Source organism: Actinoplanes sp. NPDC049599 (assembly GCF_044465625.1).
Classification (GTDB): Bacteria; Actinomycetota; Actinomycetes; order Mycobacteriales; family Micromonosporaceae; genus Actinoplanes.
Genome location: NZ_JBITLX010000011.1, coordinates 110,248 through 133,753, shown reverse-complemented (window position 1 = coordinate 133,753; position 23,506 = coordinate 110,248). Strand labels below are relative to the sequence as shown.

Here is a 23,506-nt window from a genome sequence, read left to right as displayed (position 1 = left end):
AGCATGGTGATCGTAGACTTCGTTGTCCCTGACTTCGATTCAGTATTAGGTCGAAGCTGGGTCAAGGCCCTTGAGGGGGACGCGCAGTCCATCCAGGCCGCAACGCTCCAATACAAGTTGTTCTACTCGCAAGTCGAGTTTTCCATCGATGGCGTAAAGTTTCTATCGAAGGGCAGCTTTGTCCCGCTAGTCGACTTGGCTCTCGGGATGTCGGGCGTTGTCGATCGCCTGGCCGGTAACTCTGATGGCGCCCTCGACTTCACCGAGCATGACGAGGTTATAAGGTTCGTCGTCAGTGGTGAAGACGTGGAAGTCGTCTCGTCGAAAAGTCCGGCCTCTGCCGCTGCGAAAAAAGCGGACACTATTGACGCATTGACCTCCTTTGTGGAGCGGGCATACGACTCGATAGTGGCCTTCCATCCGGCGATATCGGAGAATGCAACTGTGGCTCGTCTACGTCATGCGGACTAGTGCCCACGCCGTTCAATTGTGCGGTCGGGTAGATCGTCAAGGCATGTCTGATACGTAAAGTAGCGGAGCTCCGGTACAGGCGGTGTCGCCCTAAGGCTTCCCCGGCCCTGGAGCTCCGCTGGCTGACAGTCGCCATAACTCGGACGGTGCGGGTCGCAGCGAAGGGCTCGCGCCAGGTCATCTGGGCGAGTTGAACCGGCTGGTGCCGTTCGAAATGGTCGATGGTTCCTGTCCACGAGCAGGCGTACCGAGTCCCGTGTCCGGCTGCTATCGGCCCACTTCGAGGTGTAACTGCTGCGCCAGGAATGCCGGCAGATGTGGTCCGAACTGACCAGCGCATTTGCAGGGCCTGCCGCTGCCGTCGCCGATCGGCAGCGCAGTACGCAGGCCGTTCACTTCGCCTACACGATTGCGGCTCGATGGGTCCGTACCAGAGCCCCAAGATCGGTGTTTCCGGCTCTTCGGTGAGTAGGCTTCGGCGGCCGGCCAGCGGTCACCGAAGGTGATGGTTGTGTCGTTCGGAGGCGCCGGTGTGGCTAGTACGGCAGCCGCCGTTCGTGAGGTGACCTCGGATCCCGCGGAAATGAAGACGGCCACCGCATGATCGTCTGTGCGTTGTGGACACAACATCAGACCTTGCGGTGGCCGAGAGCCACAGCGTAGAGCCTGCCCAGTGGCGACGAACCATCGACCTGGTGACCGGGTCGTTTGCGGGACGGTTCGCCCGGATCGAACCTCGCCGAGCGGCCGCGGGCTTCGTCACCGGCCTGCTCGCCGACCTGGAGATCAAGACATGCTGGCAGTTGGCTGAGCAGGCCGGGCATGCTCGCCCGGATGCGATGCAGCGGCTGCTCTACCGGGCGAAGTGGGACGCCGACGCCGTGCGTGACGATGTGCGCAAGGTCGTCGTCGACCGGCTCGGTGACCCGGACGGGGTCTTGGTCGTCGACGAGACCGGCGATCTGAAAAAGGGTGTGCACACCGTCGGTGTCCAGCGCCAATACACCGGAACCGCGGGACGCATCGAGAATGCCCAGGTCGGTGTGTTCTTGGCTTATGCGAGCCGACACGGTCATACCCTGATCGACCGGCGGGTCTATCTACCGACGTCCTGGACCGGCGACCCCCAGCGGTGCGAACAGGCCGGCGTGCCGGACGACATCGCGTTCGCCACCCGATCCGAACTGGCCGACGACATGATCACCGCAGCCGTCCAGGCCCTGGTCCCGGCCAGGTGGGTCGCCGCGGACGAGGCCTACGGCAACAACACTCGGCTGCGGGGTGCACTGCGCAAACTCCGCCTGGGTTACGTCCTGGCCGTCTCCTGCGATCATCTCGTGCCGATCGACGGCGGCAAGACCCGCTGCCGCGCCGACCGGCTGGTGGAGAACCTGCCCGCCACCGCATGGACCCGCCGCAGCGCCGGCGACGGGTCGAAAGGTCCCCGGTTCTACGACTGGGCCTGGCTGGCCGATGTCGGCGCCGACGGAGATCCCGACGACGACGGCCGGCACAGTCTGCTGATCCGCCGCAACAACACCACCGGCGAGCTGGCTTTCTACCGCTGCTGGACACCCGGCCCGGCTACCCTCGCTCAGCTCGTGCGGGTGGCGGGAGTTCGCTGGATCGTGGAAGAAAGCTTTCAAGCCGGAAAGGGCCAGGTCGGGCTTGACCAGCACCAGGTCCGCCGCTGGACGTCCTGGCATCGGTTCACCACCCTCGCTCTGGCGGCCCTCGCCGTTCTCGCGATCTGCGCCGCCGATGCCCGAGCATCAGATCGCCACGCTCAGCCCGGCATGATCGAGCTGACCGTCAACGAGATCCGCCGCCTGATCAACGTCCTGCTTATCCGGCCGACCCGGAGTATCGCCTACCGTTTGCGCTGGTCAAACTGGCGACGCCGCCACCAAGCCCGAGCCAGACGAGCCCACTACGCCCGCCGCCTCCCCCTCGAACTTCAACCATGATCACGAATGGCGGCTGCCGTACTAGTCATGCCGCCTGTCCCTTCCGGCATACCCGATGGTTGTCAGGCTGATCGCTGCAGGCCGGCGATCAGCTGGTCCGTCAGCGCGACTGTATCGTCGGTGGGCTCGGTCTCGATGTCGGCCAAGGCCCGATCGAGGGCGCGGCGCAAGGTGCGGATGGCGTCGGTGTGGCCGAGGGCGGCGTGGGCGCGCATGGCTTGCCGGTAGAGCTGTTCGTTGCAGGGGCTGTGGCCGATGGCTGCCTCGAGTACCCGGATCTGTGCCGCGGGGGCTTCGGTGAGGGCGTCGGCTAGGGCGAGGTGAGCGTCGAGGGCTTGTTGGCGGATGGCTTCGCGGTAGGGCTCGGCCCATTCGTAGTCGGCGCCGTCGGCGAGCGGCCCAGAGTAGGCGTCGACGGCGCGGTGGAGTGCGTCGATGCGCTGTTGCGGGTCGGTGGCGTGGTGGGCTTCGCGGATCGCGGCGCGCATCCGCCACAGGTCGATGTCGATGGTGTCGGGGTTGAGGGTGTACCTGCGGTGGGGGTGGGTCAGGTAGGTGGCGGGACCGCCGATGCGGCGCATGACCGCGCGCAGGTCGGAGACGTAGGTGTAGAGCCGTTCGGGGGCCTTGCTGGCTGGGGCGTCGGGTAGCAGATCGTCGAGGATGGCTTCTGTGGTGGCGCTGCCGTCGTGGACGGCGAGGTAGACGAGCAGTTCGAGGGCTTTCTTGCGGGGTAGCCGGTCGGGGTTGGTGGCGACGATGCCTGCCTCGCCGAGCACGGTCACTGTCACGTGCCCCGCCATTCCGGAGTCGTCCGTGTTCTGCGGTGATGACGGCGGGGGTTCGCTGGTGAAGGTGGTCTCGGGGTCGGGCCATTGCAGGACCGTGTCCAGGTCGGTGTAGCGATCGTCGGCGGGCACCTGGGGCTTGTTCGTCACGGCCGACGCCTGCGGTGGGCTGGATACGGGCTCCCCCGTGTCGGATTCCGCCAAGGGTGGCGCGACTTCGCCGTCGCTAACGGCAGTCAAACCGGTGGGGGTGAGCCGCCACCGGGTCTGGCCGGTGTCGGTGCGGAAGATCTCGGCTTGACCGGCGTGTTCCCATTGCACGAGGTGGGCGGTGGCTGCAGGGAAGGGCAGGTCGAGGTGGGCGCCGATCCCGGCGGCGGTGGCGTCGCCCAGGTCCGCCAGCGCGGCCAGGACCCGGCTCGCGACGCCACCGGCGGTGGCCAGCGATCCGGGCGCAATCTCCTCGGTGGGTTGGCGTGGCAGGGGCTCGACCGAGGGAGGCGTCCGTGGTAGGCCGGTGTGGGCTTCGGCCAGGGTGGTGATCACCGCGGCGGTCTCGTCGGGAGTGAGAACTGCGAGGCGGTCGACGTCGGCGGGATGCCGGCCGTGGCGGCTACCGGTGCCCGGTGTGGTGGAGCCGTCGGTGTCCACGATGACGGTGTCACCGGCGGGCCAGTCGCCGAGTAGGACGCCGTGGATGTCGAGGCGTTGACCTTGGGCGAGCAGTGCGGTGATGCGGGTGCGTTCGTGGCTGCCGGCGGCGTCGGCCAACAGCAGCATCGGTGGGGTCGGCTCTTCGTAGGGGTCGGCGGTGCGCATCGCGGCGATGGTGTCGACCTCGTGGGTGTAGACCAGGCGGCTGCGGTGCAGGATCTCCTGCTCGAGCAGGGTGAGGGCTCCGGCGAGGTCGTCGGTGACGATCAGGCGTGGTGTGCGGGGCAGGGTGACCGCTGCTGTGCCGAGCAGGGTCGCCGCCGTCGTGGAGGGCAGCACGACCTGGCCGGGTGGGGCGTGTGGGTCGCTGTCGGCGAGTGCGGCGGTCAGGAAGCCGCGGGCGGCGGGTTCGGCGCCGGGGCCGGTCAGACCGAGCCCGGATGCCGGCCATTCGACCGCTGCCGGGTTCGTCAACGCCGGGACCACGGGACGGCCGCCGGCCTTTCGTGACGGCTTTCCCCGCCTGTCCTGTTCGCCGTCTGCTGCCGTCGTACCGTCGGGTTCGTCGGCTTCGGCCGACTCGTCGTCGCCGACCTGATCCACCCGGCTGCCGTCAGGAACGCGGAGAGGACGGGTAGCCGTGGCGGAGACCGGCGCCGCCGAACTCACCGCGGCATCGGTGTCGCCGGACTGCCGGTTTTCTCGCAGGCGGCGTCGGATCTCGGTGACCACCGGCGGCATCGGCGCGAGGTCCGCGTCGTCCAGCGGGAGGCTGGGTGACAGCGGGCGGCTGGTGTAGCGGCGGCGCCGGTGTGCCCAGACCAGCGTGATCGCGGCGGCGACGGCGGTGGCGAGGCCGAGGTCTAGCCAGCTACCGCTGGTCAGCGACACCCCGGTCTGCGGGCTACGGCCCTGGTCGACCTGCGACTGCGATGCGGCCGCCCCGGCGGAAGACACGGATGAGGGTGTCCTGGTAGGGGCGGAAGGTTCGACGACGCCGTCGCGTTCACCGGCTGGTGACGGTGCCGGACTCGGGTGCGCCGATGTCGAAACCGGTCCGGGGGTCGGCGTGGTGGGTGAGGTCGGCTCGGGTGCGGGCTTGGTGGCGCGGGTGGGCAGGGTGAGGGTCCAGCCGGGTTCGATGTGGTCGCCGCCGTGCATGCGGGGGTAGCGGTCGGTGTTGAGACGGTAGATCTGCTTCCAGCGCTGGGCGCTACCGAGTCGGTCCGCGGCGATCCCCCACAAGGTGTCGCCACGCCGGACCGTGACCGTCGATGACGACTGCTCTGTCCGGTGCTCATCACGGTGCACGGTGCCTGTCGTGGCGGTGGCGGTGGCGGTGGCGGCGTGGACCATGGCCTGCGGGCCGGGTGGGACGCTGTCTTGCGCGGCGACGGGGATGGCGGCCTGCGGTTGCGGGACGCCGACGGCTGTGGTGACGGTGGCGGCGCCCAGTAGCGTCGCGGCCAGTCCCTGTACCGGGCCGGGGAGGTAGATCGTCAGGCGAGCCCACCGCCAACGCCGCACCCGGGCCCCCATCACGCCGAGGACCGCGGCGACCAGCAGCGCCCAGATCAGCCACGCGCCCGCCTTGACGGTCGCTGCGACGTACTGGGGTTGCATCGGGTCGTCCAGCCAGTTCTGGATCTGCAGCGAGGACGGCACCCGGTCGGGTAGCGGGCTGCCGCCGATCGCGAAGAGCAGCAGCGGTACTGCGGCGAGCAGCGTCACGACGGTGATCGTCGTCCGGATCGCCGCCATCAGGCGGATCATCTCCTACCCCCTCCTGTCGTTGCCGCCTCGCGGCTCTCGGGATCTCCAAGAGCTCGTTTCGCCGGCCGCCGTCGGTGCGGTCACTTGACCGCGTCTCGGGTCTGAAGCGGTGTTGCGAGGCTAAGCAGGCAGTGACCCCGGCAGGAGCTTTTGAGCGCTCACAACCACTCACAACGACTCACACAGAATTACAACCCCAGGTCAGGGCCCCGCAGCCCCCCGAGCCTGGAGTGCGCACGTTTAGCGAATGTGGAGTGACTGATCGTCGATCTTCTGCTTCACTGGCTGTCGTGCATTCACGGCTGGCGATCGATTACGGCGCTGCCACGGTGCGAGCGGTCCTGGTCGCGCCGGGCGGTACGACAACACTGACCCTCGACGGCACGGGCGAGATGTCCACCGCCGCCCACATCACCGACGGCGGGATCGTCACCGGAGCGGCGGCATGGCGGCAGGCCGCCACCGACCCCGACGGCCTCGTCGTGTCACCGCTACGCACCGGCACGGGTCAGGTCACCGCCGGTGGACAGCAGGTCGAGGTCGTCGACCTGGTCGCCGCGACCCTGCGGCAGGTCGCGGCCGAAGCGCAGCGCGTCGCCGGGGAGCCGGTCGAGGATGTGCGCTTGGTCGTCCCGGCCGGGTGGGGACCGCGGCGCCGGACCTGGATGCGTCACGCCGCCCGCGGCGCCGGTCTGGCCGTGTCCCGCCTGGTCGAGGCCCCTGTTGCTGCCATTGCCCGGCTCGACACCCGCACCGCAGCCGCGGGCCTGCCGGGTGACGGCCGTCCGGCGCTGGTGATCGACGTCGGCGCGGGCTGCGAAGTCACCGTGGTGCAACGTGATCCAGCCGGCGCCGAGGTGGTGTCCACCCTCGCCGATCCCGACGCCGGCGGCGACCGCCTCGACGCCGCCCTGGTCACAACGCTCACCGCCACCGAGCTGCACGACATGCCGGCCGGGCAGCGGTGGCCGATGCTGATCAACATCCGCACCGCCCGGCATGCACTGTCCGAGCAGGTCGCGGTGACCATGCCGATGCCCGACGGCCAGCCACCCATGGTCATCAACGCCGGTCAGGTGGCCGAGGTCGCACGGCCGGTGTTCGAACGCGCCGGTGAACTGGCCGCGCAGGCCCTCGACAACGCCGACCTCACCCTCGACCAGGTCAGCGGCGTGCACCTGATCGGCGCCGCAGCCGTCACCCCCGGCGCCGGCGACATGATCGCGGCGAAACTCGGCGCCACCCCCGTGCCGGGGCAGCATCCTCACATGGCGGCGGTGCTGGGCGCCGCCGACGCCACCACCACCGAAGCCGCCGCGGTGGAGGAGCAGCAGCTGCCGCTGCCACCGGTGCGCAGGCTGATCACCCTCGCCCTTCCCGGCATGGCATCACTGGTCCTGTTCGCGTCCTACATCTTCTTCTCCGACGACTACCGCCTCGGCTACCACAACACCACCGCTCCTCTGGCGGACTGGGGCGTACCCGCCGTCGCGGCCACCCTCGCCATGATCTGCCTGCTCCAAGCCGCCGCGCTGTTCGCCGCCCTGCTCGACCACAACACCCCAACCACCACGGAGCAGCCGCCCGGCAGGATCAGCGGCGGCATCACCATCGCGCTGCTGGGCGGGCTGGCTACCGCCACCATGTACGCGATCACCGCCGGCCTGTACTTCAACCAGCCCATTCCGCGGCTGGCGCAGGGCATCGTGCTGACGGTCCTGCCGATCGCGGTGTTCGCCGCGGCCGTCGCCGTGCTCGCCTGGCGGCGCGGCGTCACCCCACCCGGCGGGTGGGACGGCTTCCTCACCTTCCCCGCCACCTCGATGATCATCGCCGTCGCCGGGATCGTCGCGGTGAACCTGTGGTACACCGTCGCCTGGCCTTGGTATTTCGCGGGCTGGTCGGACGGCATCGGCCTGGCCGGAGGCCTGCTGATCGGGGTCGCCGCTGCCTGCACCCTGGTGCGGCATCCCGGCGCCCGGCTCGCGCTGACTGTCCCGGTCGGCTTCTTCACCGTGATCATCTCCCGTACCGGACCCGCGCCGCTGGCCACCATTTGGGCGCTCGCTGTCGCCTGCTGGTGGGGCGTACACGTCTGGGGGCTGCTGCGCACCCCACCGATCCGGCGCTGACACGGACCTCTGACGTCATGCGCTGGATGAACCGCCTCGCCACCGCGCTGCTCGTGCTCGCGGTCGTCGCCGGCCCGCCGCTGCTCGCCGGGATCTGGTTGCAGCACCGGTGGCAGACACCGACCCGCGCGCAGATCGCGGCATGGGCCGAGCAGCCGTTGACCGCCGGCACGATCATCGCCGGCTGCGTCGCCGTCGCCGGGCTCGCCTGGCTCCTGCTCTTGACCCACCTGACCCGGCAGGCTCTGACCGGGTGGCGCCGGCGCATGCGACGCCTGCGCCGGCTGCCCGTACCCACACCCGCCCAGATGACCGCCAGTTCCATGGCCGGCGTCGCCGCGTTCACTCTGCCCACCGCCACTATCGACCACCCCCAGCCGCCGGTGGCCAGCGACACCCCACAGCTCCCGGACCCGGCAAGGCCCGACGTCCACAACGACCGACCGCCGCCAGCCCAGCCGGGCGTCGCCCTGCCCGGTGGCGGGTGGATCCCGTACCGCACCGCCGCAGCGATCACCGCGCTCGCCGCCGCGCTTTGGTTCCAACGGCGCCGCCACTACCGGCCCGACCCCGGACAGCCCCGCGACCACCACGACGATGCCGACCTGCAACCACTGCCCCCCACCGTCGGCACCGTCGCCGCCGCGCTCGCCGACAACACCACAGGAGCCGACCGCACACCGCCACCCCAGCTTTCCAAGCGGCTGCCCGAGGGCGTCCTACTGCTCACCGGGCCAGGCGCCGCCGCATCCGCCCGGGGGCTCATCGTCGAGGCCGCATTATCTGACAGCTCCACAGTGTCCATGCATCCCGACGACCGTGGCGCCCTGCTGCCCCTCAGTGGCCCGGCAGTCGCAGAGCTCCCGGCAGGAACCGGTGAACACGTCATGGCCCGCACCGTTGTCGTGTTCAGCGAAGGCCCGGTATCGGTTACGCATCGCTGGCATGTCGCCAGCGACGGCACCGCCACCGGCTCTGACCTCACCGAGCCGCGCCGGCTCTGCACCCTTAATCCGCAAACAACCGCCGACCTGCTGACCTTCATCCGGCGCTCGCAACAAATCCCACCCAGCGTGAGCCCACCTTCCCCAATCGCGCCCAGCCGGCCGCCAGCGGCTGGTCCGGAGCCGGCCCCGGCCACCGACGCGCGCCTGATGCTGCTCGGCAGTTGTCACCTGACCGTCGCCGGTGAGCCGGTCCGCCTACGACGCACCGCTGGCCTGCAGGTCCTGGCCTACCTCGCCATCCACCCCGACGGCGCCACCCGCAGCGAACTCACCCGAGCCATCTGGCCCCACCTGCCACCGGCCACCATCAGCCAACGCCTGCACACCACCCTGGCCGACCTGCGACAACAACTACGCCCCCTCCTCAGCGACGATCCCATCATCCGACGCGACGACCGCTACAGGCTCAACTCCCGCCGCATCAGCAGCGACCTGCACCCATGGCGCACCGCCGTCAACGCCATGACCCACGCCGTCAGCACCACGGACCGAGACCAGGCCTGCCGAACCGTCATCGACCTGCACCGCGGCAACCTCGCCGCAGAACACACCTGGCACTGGCTCACCCCCATCCGCGAACAAACCCGCCGCACCGTCATAGACGCCTACGCCACCCTCGCCGAACACGCCCACCCCGACCAAGCCCTGCCCTTGCTGCAACGGGCCATCACCATCGACCCCTACAACGAGGCCCTGCGCCAACAGGCCGCCGGCCTTTTGCGCGCTACCGGTGACCATGCGAGCGCCATCGAGCTGATCGAGCGGCTTCACCAGCGGATCGCCGCGGAAGAACACTTGCGGCGTTGACCGGCCCCCTCGTCCCTTGCGCACTGAGGCGCACCACTGATGCCTCATAGCACCCGGTCGTGACTCGCGTTGTGCCCTCATCCGAACCGGATGCGACGATGGGGCCATGGGCGTACAGCGGGGCGACCGGAACTTCCGGGACGTGATGCAACTCTGTGCGGCCATCAGGCAAGCCGAGGGTGTCCTGTTTCTCGACGGCGAGACCGCTATCCAGTTGAGGCAGCACCTCGCCGTCATCGACGAAGCTCTGATCGAAGGCCGCTTCGGTGAGGCGCAATTAGTTAGTTCACTGAAGGCAGTCCGCTACATTCTGATGGAGTCAGCCGACGGGCCGATCGCGCCTTTCCTTGCTGATTCAGTCGCCACCATAGTTGGCGACGGTCACGGGAAAATCTTTTTCAAGCCGCCATCATGAGAAACGAATCATCAACATAAAAATCTGATCATTCACATGTCATAATAGCCGCTGATTCACGAGGGTCGTTGACGCAGTTGCTTGCCCGCCATGCCGTGATTCCACTGATGATCGAGCACTACCCGGCCCAGGTGGAACCGACTCGGTCGATGAAGCCCGCAGTCGTCTGACCGAATTCTTGGAAGGCGCCGACGGTGACGACGCAGTCCTAAGCCGCAAGCTCGCCTGGTGCTCGTTACAGCCGACTTCGACCGCGAGATCACCACAGCCGTGCCGTGGCTGTCTGACGTCTACGGGCTGGATATCGGCTGCGTACCGCTGACACCGTGCAAAGCCGGACAGCGGCGCCTGATGGATGTCCAGCAAATCATCCCGTTACCGGAAGCTAGTGAGCCCCACCGTTTAGATCCGCCGCAAGCAGACCCAGGCTCGAGCAGCTAGCACGGATGGCCGCGACTGGACTTTGGTACGAGGTCATCACGCCTCAGGGCCCCCAGTGGTCCCGTGCGGAAACGATGGGCGGTGCCCACCATGGCTACCGCTCTGCACAACGCTGGCGCGACTGCCCATCAGTTCACTACCGCCATACCTCGTTCAAGGTGCCTGCCGGTCGACGGCATTTTGACCGGTGACGACCCTGCCCGGCCTTCCTGGCCGCCTATCCGGGATCAGTCAAACGCCTCGGTCGCTGGTTTCACGACGCGCCCCTGCACACCACGGGCGCACGTCGGGTGATGTCCAAGATGTAGGGCACTAATACTGAGCCGGTACTCGACCGGCTCGTAGCCCTGGCCCCTACCCCGGACTTCGGCTACGACCCCGTGGACGCGCCCGGGCCTGAACCACAGTCCCGCGGCGTGAGCACCGGCCTCCTGATCGAGTGTTTGCCCGCCGGCTCAGCGAGACTGACATATTACCGCGAAGTGTCACTTAAGCTACAAACGTTCCGCCCAGCACGCCGGTGCGGACGTGAGGCACACATCCGGTCGCTACTCGTGCCGGGCGCGATATCCGCGCTCATCGCTGCGCGCCGCGGCCAGAATGTCGTACCGGGGTCTTACCGTACTCGTGCGCAGAGGGGGCCGACTGTGGTGAGAGCCGGGAACGACGATCAGACCTACTGGGACTGGCAGCACAAGCTTGCGGGCACCCTGCTCACTAAACGCTCAGCCGATGAACCCTTCGTCTTCTTCGTTGATGATGAAGAAATTGCCCGGTTGTGGCCAGCCCTGGGGGATCCAGTGGACTCACTGAGATCCTCTGTCTGCCGTCAACTGCACTGGCAGAGCGGCGAAAGCCTCTTCCGCCCACTGGAAAAGATCAACCGGGACCGCCTTCCGGACACCATCCCCCTGACGCTGCCCATCCTGGCGGTGTCGGTGCTGGCTGCCAGCCGCATGAGGCGCGATGCGGTGTTCCAGGGCAGCGCCTATTTCATCAGGCTGGCCCAGGCACTGCGCCCGGAACTCACCGGTGCGCACCTGGAAGAAGTTAGACATCGCCTTTCTGGCGGCTTCGGGGTAGTTGCTGGTTTCTGGCAAGAGTTCGACCGGTGGATCCGGCATTCAGGGCAGTACGGCTTCAGCACGATCCAGGAACATGCACACCTCAAGCGCATCGGGTTCCCGCTCTCGCAGGCGCTCTTGCGAGAGTCAGACAGGATGCTCCTCACGGGGTTTTTCGATGCGCTTGAGTTGGCCGAACAAGGAGTTCCTTCCCCAGGAGCACTCACGTCCGCGTTACGCATCTGGACTAGCCGCTCCCGCGGGCTTTCAGAAACGTTTCTGTTTGCGCTCAGCGACCCGACCCTCTGCCCGGTGGTCACGGACGAGGTAGCACGCCTCGCCCGGAACTGGGACCGGGTAGTCCGAAGCCCGGGCGGCAAGCGGCGCCTGGACCTGCGCGTCGTCATCGACCTTGACGACCTCACTACACGCTGGACTGCAGCCCGCCTCCCTGATGTCACCACCGACACCCTCAAAACCATGGACGGCCGCTCGTTCACGGTCACCACACCGGAGTGGGGCAGCCAGTACACCGTCGCCGATGCGCCGCCACCAGCAGAGCTGACAGGCAAGCGGATCCAAGCTCAAGGCGAGCTCTGCTCCGCCGTCGTGCAAATACCGGAAGTCTTCGCCGCTCGTGAAAACGCAGACGCCGGCGGCTGGGTCGCTACCGACGGCATCGAACCACGCGAGGAACATCTCCTGATCGTTGCCGCCGAATTTGACGCGGCGGTAACAGGCCTGCTCGAGGAAGCCGCGGAAGCAGGATGGAAACAGCTCCCGCAGCGCACAGCTCACGCACTCCTGCCCGGGCATAGCCTGTACCGCCGGGTGCGCTTGTCGGATCCGGCCGCATTCGAACGCGGGATCAGCGGGCTGTCGCCGAAACTCATGCGCGCGCTGCGACCTGAGACGCCCCCGCGGCCGCGGCTAGTCAACGGCCTGAAGGTCGCATCCAACCTCGGTAGCCGCCACTACCTGCGCGGCGGGGAGCCAGACCTGCTACTTCCGGCAGGCCCTGAAACACGCCCGGTCGCCGTCTCCCTGGACGGCGCCGAACAACATCCGCCTTTCCGGGCCACTGGCTTTGCCATACCGCTCAGAAGCGTCGGTCCCTTAGCGGCCGGCCAGCACGAAGTGATCGCCGACGGAGACAGCCTTGTCTTCTACGTACACGACACCACCGACAGCGCGGACAGCCCCTCCGCCCACGCCACCATGGGGTGGCATCTAACCTCCGAGTCCGCCCGGCTGAGCTCGTCGGGACCCTTCGATGTGGCAGGCGCCGACACCTCAGGTGCCTGCCATGAACCCCGCCTTCTGCGCAGAATCAGCAACTGGCACGTCGTTGACAGGCACGGGCGCAGCCGGAAGCTGAACGCCCCAGCACCGGCCACCTGGACCGCGGCCAGCAACTTGCCGTCCTCGCAGTTCTACGAATTCATTGCCTCGCCCGACGACGTATGGCTCATAGAATTCCGCCACGGCAGCGCGCGCAAGCCCGAGCTCCTGCGCTGGCAGGACCCCATCTCTAAGCCGGTCGATCCTGCTGACCGGGAGATCTTGGCTGCGATCAGCACGTTCGCCGCCAGTGACCGGCTCCTCAGCCACTTCCTGAAGGTGCTGCAGCCATGAACCCTGGCGATCTGTTTGCCCGCTGGATGGCTGAGGTAGGGCGGGGCAGCACTGACCTGCTCAAGACCCGGCTCCAATGGCTAGCCAGCACTCTGAACCAGGGCATCAGCAGCACGGAGCCGGGGCGCTGGCTCCGCGACGCCGCAGCACTCGGTCACCTCGAAGTCGACTGGGTGGCCGGGCAATGGCGGGCTGCACCGCTCGTTATCACCAGGATCCCAGCCGGTGACGGCCTGGCGATGGTATGCGGCCTGCGCACCGAGGTAACCGATGCGCTGCTCCAGCAAACCGAGCTCGAACTTCACTGCATCGAACACTCCCCGGGCGACAGGGAACTACCACGGCCATCAACCATCTTCGCTCAGTACGACCCGGGAATAGACCTCGGCACCGTTGCTCAGCAGATCCGCGCGACCTACGTGCCATGCTCGGCTGAACTGCTGGCTACCAAACTCCCGGTAATCTCTGCATCCGTAGAAGCGGCACCGCCGGCTCGTGACAATCTAACCCTGGAAAGCTTCAATCCTCGCCAGCTCCAGTGGAATGACGCGACAGGCAATAGGACCCAGGCGGGAGCGTACCGGTACAGCCTGCACGGACATACAGAATTCCGCTGGCATGACGGCGAGACGTGGTGGCGAACCGACTGGTCCGGCTGCGTCTATCTGGCCCTGCGCGCAGACGGTATCTCTGCAATGCGGTGGCGCCCTGAGGGCCCTGGCGCTCGTACCGGCCGGCTTTTCGTCGACTGGGGCGCACCCCTGCCGCCGCTGCAGCAGCGAGCTGCGGTTCTGTGCAGCGGGCTCATGCCGCGCTTCGCTACGTCCGCACGGAGCGCCGCGTACGAAAACGTACCGCGGGTGATCGCCCAGCGGATCGCTTTTTCAATGCATCAGCGGCTCGAGGACACGTAAGGAAGATGGCATGACCATGGATCAGTCCGGCCTGTCGGTGACGGGAACGTTCGACCGGCTTAAAGATGCGTTCTTCCGCTACTACGACACGCCTTTCGGGCTGAGTGACAGAAGACTGCAGGACGAACGGCGAGAGCTGTTCGACCGCGACGGAGGTATCTATCGCAGGCCTATGGTCGAGCTCCGGCCTGAATATGTGTCTGCAGGGCGGACCCTGGACGAGTCTGTCAAGCTTGCTGGGGCACCGGCCGACCTCGCCGAGTTCGCGGCGGCTGGGCTTATCCCACCGGATCGACCTCTCTATGAGCATCAGGAGAGCGCCCTCACACTGGGTGTGGAGCAGGGCCGCAACGTCGTCCTCACCGCTGGAACCGGTTCAGGTAAGACCGAAAGCTTTTTGCTTCCTATCCTGGCAAGCCTGCTCGACGAATCAGCTGCCTGGCAGGGTGGTCCGGCTTCCTATCAGCCATGGTGGAAGAGCAACGCGGGATTCATTCCCCAGCGCCAGGGGGAGCATGGGCGCGCTCAGGCCGTCCGGGCGATCGTCTTGTATCCCATGAATGCGCTCGTCGATGATCAGCTGATCAGGCTACGCCGGGCCCTGGACAGCGACGGGGTTCGCTCGTGGCTCGATCAGCATCGCAGAGGACACCGGTTCTACTTCGGCCGGTTTACTGGATCCACACCCGTTACCGGCTCTAGCAGCAACGGCCGGGCTGTGGAGGAATTGCGCCGCTATCTGAGAGAGGTAACGAAGCGATCAGAGCGTGCCCAGGCAATCGGCGGCAACGAGGTGCCGTACTTTGTGCCCCGGCTCGACGGCGCTGAAATGCGCAGCCGCTGGGACATGCTGGATGCACCGCCCGATGTCCTCATCACCAACTACAGCATGCTGAACGTCATGCTGCTGCGTGAACGCGACGGCCGCTTCTTCGACAGCACGGCCAAGTGGCTCAAGGCCGACAAGAACCACCGCTTCACCCTGGCTGTGGACGAGCTGCACACCTACCGCGGGACAGCTGGCACTGAGATCGCCTTGCTGTTGCGCAACCTGATGAACCGGCTTGGCATCCCGGAAGGATCGCCGCAACTTCGCATCCTTGCAGCATCCGCATCACTGGACCCGGTTCGCGACCGCGGGTACCTTCAGGAGTTTTTCGGGATTGATCAGGAGACGTTCGAGTTCCTTCCGGGCCGCACCGTCCGCCCCGAGCCGCTGATGGCGGATATCAGCAGTAGCGCACAGGCCCTCGTTAGCACACCCGATGCTGCACAAGCTGTCGAAGTGGCAGAAAAGCACGGCGCCCATCAGGCGCTTTTCAGTGCTTTCTACTTCGATGCAGAAGGCCGGCAGCGCCCGCAGCCCGAGGCCAAGTCGGAGGAGGATCTCCGGAGGATCCTATTTCCCGGGGCCGACGCTGGTGAAGCCGACCGTGCGCTAGAGCGCCTGCTGACGGCCGCCGGGCACGCCGAGAACCGTAGCGGCTGGCCGAAGCTGCGCTCTCACTTGTTCTTCCGTAATGTGCCCGGGGTCTGGGCGTGCACCGACCCGTCCTGCCCGGAGGTTTCCCCACCACAGCCGGACCGGACTGTCGGGAAGCTGTATGGGGAGCCAGCTACCCGCTGTAGCTGCGGCTCGCGGGTGCTGGAGCTGCTCTACTGCCAGAACTGCGGCGACGTGATGCTCGGAGGTTTTGTTGCCGAGGGCGTTACCGCGAAAGACAAGTTTGAGGCGCTGCTGCTCGCTGACATCCCTGAACTGAGCCGGCTTCCTGATCAGGTACGCGTCGACCGGACAGCCGGTAACTACTTGGTCTACTGGCCACGGGAGCAGGCGCCCGAGTCCGACCCCTCGCAGTGGGTAGCCGACAGCGGCAGGGTTCAGTACGCGTTCAAGCCAGCCATCCTCAACCCCGCCTCAGGCGGGCTGAAAACGTCACGGCAAGGCCAGCACCGCACCGGCTGGCTGTTCCACGTCCGCACTACCAGCAAACAGGGTGCGGCATCACGGGACATCTTCTCCCTGCAGCCCTACCCCACCAAATGCCCCAATTGCGCCGACGACTGGGAGATTAGGTACGGCCGGGACGGCAAGACGCTGCCCCATACCGATCCGGCCCGGCAACGGTCCCCCATCCGGGGAATGCGAACCGGTTTCGAAAAGATCAATCAAGTACTCGTTACTGAGCTGGCGTCCCAGCTACCGGAGCCGCAGCGCAAACTCATCGTCTTCACCGACAGCCGCCAAGACGCCGCGAAGCTGTCCGCCGGCCTCGACCTCCGGCACTACCAGGACTTACTGCGCATCCTGCTGTATGAGCACATCGCGGAGGGAACCGGCGATGATGTATCGGACGCTAAGAAGTGGGTGACCGGGCAGGATAAGAGCCCAGAGAAGTTCGCGGCGATTAAGCGGCTACGGCTTAAAGATGATGCAGGGTACGCACGGCTGAGCGACCTCTGGCTCGGCGCGCCTGAGGAGGTCGGCGGAGAGCAAGCTTCCCTGGAGGCATCGCTTGCGGGCCGGCCTACCCTCAGGGCGGCCGCCGCGAAACTCGGCGACCAGCTCCTGGCCATGGGAATCAATCCAGGCGGGCCCGCACCGTCGGTAAGCGAATTTGTCTCAAAGACCGGAACTACAACACGCTGGTCAGAGGCGTACGACTGGACCGCCCCGACGCCCCGGCCGCGCGCAGGCCTGAGCCTGCAGCAGCAAGAACTCAAAGAGGAGGCTTCCTTCCGGCTCGGGAGTGAAGTTGTTCAGGGACTCTTCTCCGGAGCTGGGCGCGACTTTGAGTCACTCGGACTGGGCTGGCTCACCCTCAGCAGCGACACCCAGCCGGCCGAGATGGATTCATCGAGTCCCGCTGCTATCGGCAGGGCCAGTCTGCGTGTCCTGGCTGACTTGCGCCGATTCCAGGACTTACGCGAAGGCCAGCTCAAGCCTCACAAGAAGCTGCGAACCTACTGGGAGGCAGTCGCTGAGCAGCTGTCTCGTGACCCCGCCGAGGTAGCAGCTATAGCGGAGGGCTTCTGGGGTGACGCCGTCAAGGACTACATCATCAACCCCGCGAAGGTTGTCCTGCGCCCAGCGGAAGGCAAGGCCTGGGTGTGCCAGGTATGCCGGCGCCAGCACCTGCACCGCGGTGCCGGCCGCTGCACCCGTTGCCGGCGGGAGCTGCCTGTCAGCCCGGCTGCTGTCGAAAGCTCCGCCGACTACTACGCATGGAAGGCGGTCAACGGCCTCGGACGGTTTCGGCTGCACTGCGCAGAGCTCACAGGGCAGACCGACCGTGCCGACGCCCAGTCGCGGCAATCCCGGTTTCAGGGCGTCTTTCTCAGCACCAGCAATGAGGAAGATCCACGCCCTGACGGCGTCGACCTGCTCTCGGTCACCACGACCATGGAAGCGGGCGTTGACATCGGCGCGCTGGAGGCGGTCGTCCTCGGGAACATGCCGCCTACCCGGTTCAACTATCAGCAACGGGTAGGCCGGGCGGGCCGCCGGTCCTCACCAGTCGCTGTCGCGCTGACGGTATGCCGGGGGCGCAGCCATGACGAGTACTACTTCGAACGGCCGCACCTGATCACCAACGAGCCGACTCCCAAGCCCTACCTGGCCCTGGAGCGGGAGGAAATCTTCGTCCGTGCCCTGCATAGCGAAGTCCTCCGGATGGCATTCCTCGACCTCGGCCCGCAGCTTGCAGCTCAAGGTCTTGACCTAACCCACAATGTTCATGGCCAGTTTGGCCTGGTCGATGACTGGCCCGTCACCAGGCCGCTGGTCGAGTCATGGATCGCCGGGCACCACAGTGACATTGCCCAGGCTGCTGCTGCCCTCGCCCGGCAGGGCCCGCCAGAGTTGCGGAGCATCGACTGGGCTGGCCGCGTTCAGCAGGTACTTGTACAGAACGTGACCCACGTTGTCGGCAAGCCGGTTGGGCACGCCGAACTTAGCCAGCGGCTCGCCGAGTCGGGCGCCCTGCCGATGTTCGGCTTTCCTACCCGTGTTCGCTATCTGCATCTGCGGCGACCCACGCGCACATATCCCTGGCCTCCAGCTGGCACGGTCGACCGCGACCTTGCTATGGCCGTCTCGCAATTCGCCCCCCTCAGCGAAGTTGTGCGCGACGGGCGGGTCTACCCCGTTATTGGCGTGGCAGCGTTCAAGCCCATTGGGAACAAGCCACAGCCCGAATCCGACTCGCTTGGCCTTGAACGAATGGTGGCGGTGTGCCGCGCCTGCTCACATGTAGCCGAGCTGGAAGCGGGCGACTTGCCCGAACAGCCCGGCCCCTGCCCCCGGTGCTCCGCCCCGCCCGGGGTGTACGCCGTGGTGCCGTTGCGGGAACCGCTGGGATTCCGGGCGGGCCGCTACGAGGACTTCGATGGCAACTTCTCATGGTCAGCCCGGGCGATGTCTGCCAAAGCCAGAACAGATCTCGATCACCTTGCGCAAGCGCCTCAGCCCGGCATTCGCGCCTACAGCGGGCCCGGCACACGGTATGTGGTCAACGACAACGGAGGAAGCCTGTACCGCTTCGTCCCCGCAGCATCCGGCCTTGGTGACTGGGGAGGATGGGTGTCAGTCGATGCCATCGAGCGCGGCAAGGCATCACCCGGCTCCGCGGTCGCAGGAGCAGAACCGGTCAGCGTTGCACTCGGCGCAGTGCAGCCCACAGACTTCCTGTTCATCGGTCCCGACAAGCCCGTCATCACCGATGAAGGACTGCGCCTGAACCTGGTCATCGGCGCACGCCAGCCAGGCGGTGCAACCGACGTCGCCGACGGGCGCCGTGCCGCATGGTACTCACTGGCCTTCCTGTTCCGGACAGTTGCCGCGGCGGCATTGCTTGACGTCCAGCAGATGGAATTCGGCGCCGGCATCTACTCTGGCCTCGCCGACGGTGAGCCATCTGCCATGGCGTTCCTGTCGGACACCCTCGAAAACGGCGCAGGCTTCTGCACTTACCTGGGCTCACCCGATGTATTCCCTAAGCTGCTCGATGCCGCAGAGAACTATCTGGATGAACTGCGCGCGCCACACCACGCTTCCGAGTGCACGGCGTCGTGTTACCGATGCCTGCGCGACTACTCCAATATGGCCTACCACGCCCTGCTCGACTGGCGCCTGGCAGGCGATCTGCTCACCGTCATGCGGCACGGCAAACTCGCCCACGATCTCGGGCGAGAGCGCCTGCTCCTGGCCAAGTGGGCCGACGCCTATGGCGCCGAGGTGCAAGCCGGCGACGGCGCTCCCGTAGCGGTCCTGCGGGACCACCCCCTCTTCGGAACAAGTGCAATCATTGCCCGCCACCCTCTAGAGGCGGCCGAGCAGACACTGATGCCGGCCAGGCTTGCCATGACTGCGGCAACGATGGAGGCAACGGTGACAGGACTAGACCGAGTCGTCTTCGCGGACTCGTTCGCCCTTGACCGCAACCCCGCGCACGTTCTTGATCTGCTCGAGGAGGCAGACGCAGAGTGAGCACAGTGCAGCATGAGGAGCCGGGACACTGGCTATCCCCCAGTTCAGCGGCCCGGCTCCTCATCTGCCCGGCATCAGTAACGACGCTGCAACCGCAACCATCAGCACCCGCCAGCGCACAACCGGAGAACGCAGGCAGCCTGGTGCACCTGGCAGTCCAGTCCTGGATCAACGCGGGGGACTGGCAGGCCGACGACAGCACCGCCCGCCTGAGGACCCACCTGGCAAACGCCCAGTCCGCTCACGGCCTCAACATCGGCGCTGTCCCCGGCGGGAGAATGGCAGCCGCCCGCCTCCAGCTGCGCGCCCCAGCGCTGGCCGACACTCTTCGACGCCTCGCTCAGCACGCACGCATTCGTGCCGAAGTACCGCTCTATAACGCCGCAATCAAGCTCTGGGGCATCGTAGACATCCTCATCGAATCAGACTCGCTGGCCATAATAGATCTTAAAACCGGAGACGCTACAGAAAAAGCCGGGCCGGGGCAGCGCACCCGCCACCAGCTACTGGCATATGCAGCACTAGCCAGGGCATCACAATCCCGGTGGCCAGCAACGCTAGCGGTATTCAACCTTCATCATGGCTACCAGCCCATCTCGTACAGCACGAGTGAGGCAGAAACGCTCGTTCGCAGAATCATCGCCGCCCGGGCCGCCTGGGTGAACGGTCATCGTGCCGCCATCCCCCAGCAAGCCCACTGCCGGTCCTGCCCGCGGCGGCTCAGTTGCGGCCCATACTGGCAGGCCAGCGCACACTGGACGGATGAACCTTCCGTGGAGGGTACGGTACGCCGTGCCGTGGCCGCCGAGAACGGCAAGGTAGCCCTGGAGCTGGACACCGTGACCGGTCCAATATGGCTCACTAATGTAACGATCAAACCCGGAAGTGAGTACCTCATGGGATCTCGTGTGCGGGCGATTCATGTATCGGTAAGCCAGCGCAGGGAAGACGGCTCACGTATCTCGCTGCGGGCGACTGAACGAACAGATCTCAAGATTGCTTAGTTGGTCGTGGTGATTAGTGGCTTGTATATCAGGGCGCCGGGAAGGCGGCGGTAAGCCATGCCCGCACCGCATCAGTACTGGTATAACCGTGGGCGCGCAGCACCTCGACGATATCGCGCCCGCAGATAATCACAATGGGGGTGCTCATCCTCGCGGACCTCCTGGTATGCCTGACCATGGACGTAGGAGGTCGTCACAAGCACGCCGAACATGCGGTGCCGGATCCGGGATATCAGCCGTGAGGTCTCCTTGACGCCTACGGAGTTGGCGGGGCGTTGCACTTTGCTTCTAGGACGAAGTCCAGTGATATCTGGTCGGCGAGCGGGCCCAGTTGATAGACGCCTACAGCGTCGCGGCCGTAATCCCGGCTGGCCCGGGTGACGGCTGCCGCGCCCGTGGCAGGGGCTATCATCCGCCACAGCTGAAGGGCGCATGCCTCAAAATCGGTCCACCTGCCGTCGAAGTGATCTCTGATGGCGGCCAGGATGCTCTGGCCTTCCGGGTCTGCGGGTAGCTGCTCGGCCCGGCTGCGAACTACCTGTTGCTGGGGCGATCAATGCGCTGTAGGCGCGGCCACGAACCCATTCAGCCCATTGCGGTGGGCAGTGCTGGCTCAGGGGCTGCCCGCCGAGGATGTCGTTGAGCCATGCTCGCGAGACGACGGGGACGTCGAGCACAGTGAAGTGGGCACGGTAGTTCTGGAACCGCTGCCCACCTGAACTGCGCCATATGGCTTGCAGGTCGTCGTCTGAGCTCATGGACGCCGCCCCCGGGGCGAGGAGACCGCGGAATCGCACGCTGCGCCCTTTCGGGCCGGCCTTGGCAAAGAGCAGGAACGGGGGCACGCTCAGCCGGGCGCGGTCGTCGCCATGAGCTGCGTCGAATGCATCCCGCAGGATGATGTTTCCCCGGCGCGGGGTGTCGTGGAGCGGGCTGCCCGGTGAGCGGTTGTCCCCGAAGTAGGTGAAAACGCCAGTCTTTACGTCCAGCACGTCTGGCCAGTCCGGGTTGTCTCCGGACGTGTAGAGCACTGCGAGCCGGATGCCCCCGCGGGTGGGAGAGCCCCGATAGCGGAAGCCGCCCTGGTTGCCCACTGGCAGGAGCCTCTGGAGCGGGTCGTCGGCAGCGGTACCCGACACGCCACCCTCGTAGACGGCATCGAGGACCAGGTCGGCGACCGTAAGTGCGCCGAACGGAACGGAACTGCGCGCAGAGGTCACCGGCTCAGGATACGGATCACTTCAGCGCGCCGGCCGCCTGAATCGCTGGCTGCCGCCTTGTGGCGGCTCCTGAGGTGCCTGGTGGCGAGTACACCGCGGATCCGCATCCTGGCGGCCAGCAATGGCGTGCCCGGCGCGCAGACGCCGGAAGGCGGGTGACAGCCGGGCCAGCCTCCGGAAGAATTCCGCCTTATGACTCTGCCAGTAGCACTACCAGGTTTTGACCCAGCCTTAGACGAAGTCGCCGAGGCGATCCTGGCAGCGGATCCCACCGGCCGGCGCACCGGCAACGTCATGCGCCAGTCCTTCGACCAGCTCTATGACGGGGGACGCACCGGGGTCTACCACGTTGATCAGCTTTCCCCTACCCAGAAGACGCATCTCGGGACCTTCGTCGAGGTCAACATGGCGAAGGAGTTCAATTTTGAGACAGTGGGCGTGAAGTTTGACTACCGCATCGCTGGCCATGACGTCGACGCCAAGTTCAGCCTGTCCGGCGGCTGGATGCTTCCACCCGAAGTCATCGGTCACCTTTGCCTGGTGATGCAGGCATCCGACGACGAGGCCCGCTTTGACATTGGTGTTGTCCGTGCGTCAGCCGAGTGGCTGACAGCCGGCGGCAACCGGGACAAGAAGGTTGCCCTGCGTGCTGGGCACCGAGACAAAATTACCTGGATCCACCGCGGCGCAACGATGCCACCGAATGTGCTCGCAACCCTGGCCCGGCCGGATTTGGACGTCATCCTGTCGAAGAGGTCCGGGCAGCAAAAGGTCAACGAAGTCTTCCGCCGCGCCCCCGGCAGGCGTATCAGCCGTGCCGCCATCGAGACACTGGCGATGCAACGGGATCCGCTGAAGAGAGTTCGCCGGAACGGCGGAGCGCGCACCCCGCTCGCGAAAGAAGGCATGATCATCATGAACGGCGACTACACCTGGCAGCGTGACATCGTTGAAGCGCTTGGAGCTGAACCTCCGCAAGACGGCGAATTTGTGAGCCTCCACATCACCCCCGCCGAGCCCGGCTGGACAGGACCGCAGACCGTGATCGAGGGCCGGGCGTGGCGGCGTGGCACTCCCGCCGAGGCGCTCGCCAGCGCAAGCGAGCTACCCGAGGTGCTTCAGAAAGCCGGCGAGACGGACGCCGGAAGTTAGGCCAAGTGAGCTGGGACGATGCCGGCGAGGGCGGGGCTACAGCATGGTGTAGGCCCGCACCGGCTCGACAGCTCAACAGCGGCGAAGCCCGGCTTGGTGGCTATCACCGCGTACAACGAGCACTGACGAGCGTACAAACTCATCGCAAAACTTTGACGCTTAGCGCATTGGCATTCGGAACATGCCGCCGCCGCAGGGTGCCTCTTATTACCCGCTCGCCGGACTGGCGATGCTGGCCATTCGGCTGATGTGAGCCCTTTTCAGCGAAGCGCGCTACCAGGTTCCCTCAAAAGGGACGGCCCGCCGTGCCACGACTTGACGGCTGCCCGGTCATCGCGGATCGTCCAGTCAGCAGAAGCGAGGATGGCATCAGAATGATGCGGCGGTACCTAGGACGTAAGCCTCAGCATGCCGGAATCGCCGGGGCCGCACCGGCGGCCACTCACGGCGCACCAAGGGAGTGTTCAGGTAAGGCGGCGAACCCTCCACCACTGGGCCTTACCCAATGCCACAGGGCAGTAACGCTACGTCAGTTGCGACACGGCTCATAACTGGCAGCCCTATCGCACGCGCG

General features: G+C 66.3%; 12 protein-coding genes. 10 read left to right on the top strand and 2 right to left on the bottom strand.

The genetic code is table 11. The annotated features are described in order from the left end of the window. The first annotated feature begins 3 nt into the window (after positions 1-3). Together ACIBQZ_RS21155 and ACIBQZ_RS21150 are read left to right on the top strand one after the other, a co-directional pair. A complete protein-coding gene (locus ACIBQZ_RS21155; protein WP_396090428.1) occupies positions 4-471 on the top strand; it encodes a hypothetical protein in 468 nt (155 codons plus the stop codon). A gap of 686 nt (positions 472-1,157) precedes the next feature. Beyond that, positions 1,158-2,438, top strand: a complete 1,281-nt coding sequence (locus ACIBQZ_RS21150) for an IS701 family transposase (protein ID WP_396090522.1) — start codon at positions 1,158-1,160, stop codon at positions 2,436-2,438. A 62-nt stretch (positions 2,439-2,500) separates the two neighbouring features. Here the strand turns inward: ACIBQZ_RS21150 and ACIBQZ_RS21145 are convergent, their stop codons facing one another. Then, positions 2,501-5,653, bottom strand: coding sequence for a BTAD domain-containing putative transcriptional regulator (locus ACIBQZ_RS21145; RefSeq protein WP_396090427.1), 3,153 nt, complete (start codon positions 5,651-5,653; stop codon positions 2,501-2,503). Positions 5,654-5,943: 290 nt separating this feature from the next. Here ACIBQZ_RS21145 and ACIBQZ_RS21140 point away from each other — a divergent pair, with 290 nt between their 5' ends. The 7 genes from ACIBQZ_RS21140 (at position 5,944) to ACIBQZ_RS21110 (ending at position 20,560) form a co-directional block, all read left to right on the top strand. Continuing rightward, positions 5,944-7,785, top strand: a complete 1,842-nt coding sequence (locus ACIBQZ_RS21140) for an Hsp70 family protein (protein WP_396090426.1) — start codon at positions 5,944-5,946, stop codon at positions 7,783-7,785. A gap of 26 nt (positions 7,786-7,811) precedes the next feature. Next, positions 7,812-9,599, top strand: coding sequence for a BTAD domain-containing putative transcriptional regulator (locus ACIBQZ_RS21135; RefSeq protein WP_396090425.1), 1,788 nt, complete (start codon positions 7,812-7,814; stop codon positions 9,597-9,599). Between the two features lie 106 nt (positions 9,600-9,705). Next, positions 9,706-10,014: a hypothetical protein gene (locus tag ACIBQZ_RS21130; RefSeq protein ID WP_396090424.1), complete on the top strand. Its 309-nt coding sequence runs from the start codon at positions 9,706-9,708 to the stop codon at positions 10,012-10,014. 1,088 nt (positions 10,015-11,102) lie between these two features. Then, entirely contained in the window at positions 11,103-13,154 is a 2,052-nt protein-coding gene (locus ACIBQZ_RS21125; RefSeq protein WP_396090423.1) for a hypothetical protein, read from the top strand. Further along, positions 13,151-14,068, top strand: coding sequence for a hypothetical protein (locus tag ACIBQZ_RS21120; RefSeq protein ID WP_396090422.1), 918 nt, complete (start codon positions 13,151-13,153; stop codon positions 14,066-14,068). Before ACIBQZ_RS21125 ends, ACIBQZ_RS21120 begins: the two co-directional genes overlap by 4 nt. A 10-nt stretch (positions 14,069-14,078) precedes the next feature. Then, a complete protein-coding gene (locus tag ACIBQZ_RS21115; protein ID WP_396090421.1) occupies positions 14,079-19,556 on the top strand; it encodes a DEAD/DEAH box helicase in 5,478 nt (1,825 codons plus the stop codon). Continuing rightward, positions 19,553-20,560: a PD-(D/E)XK nuclease family protein gene (locus tag ACIBQZ_RS21110; RefSeq protein ID WP_396090420.1), complete on the top strand. Its 1,008-nt coding sequence runs from the start codon at positions 19,553-19,555 to the stop codon at positions 20,558-20,560. Before ACIBQZ_RS21115 ends, ACIBQZ_RS21110 begins: the two co-directional genes overlap by 4 nt. A 437-nt stretch (positions 20,561-20,997) precedes the next feature. On the opposite strand, the gene ACIBQZ_RS21105 is transcribed toward ACIBQZ_RS21110, so the two are convergent. Continuing rightward, positions 20,998-21,780: a hypothetical protein gene (locus tag ACIBQZ_RS21105; RefSeq protein ID WP_396090419.1), complete on the bottom strand. Its 783-nt coding sequence runs from the start codon at positions 21,778-21,780 to the stop codon at positions 20,998-21,000. A 192-nt stretch (positions 21,781-21,972) separates the two neighbouring features. Here ACIBQZ_RS21105 and ACIBQZ_RS21100 point away from each other — a divergent pair, with 192 nt between their 5' ends. Then, the gene (locus ACIBQZ_RS21100; protein ID WP_396090418.1) at positions 21,973-22,932 is read left to right on the top strand and encodes a NaeI family type II restriction endonuclease; all 960 of its coding nucleotides are present in this window, start codon (positions 21,973-21,975) and stop codon (positions 22,930-22,932) included. Positions 22,933-23,506: the final 574 nt, after the last annotated feature.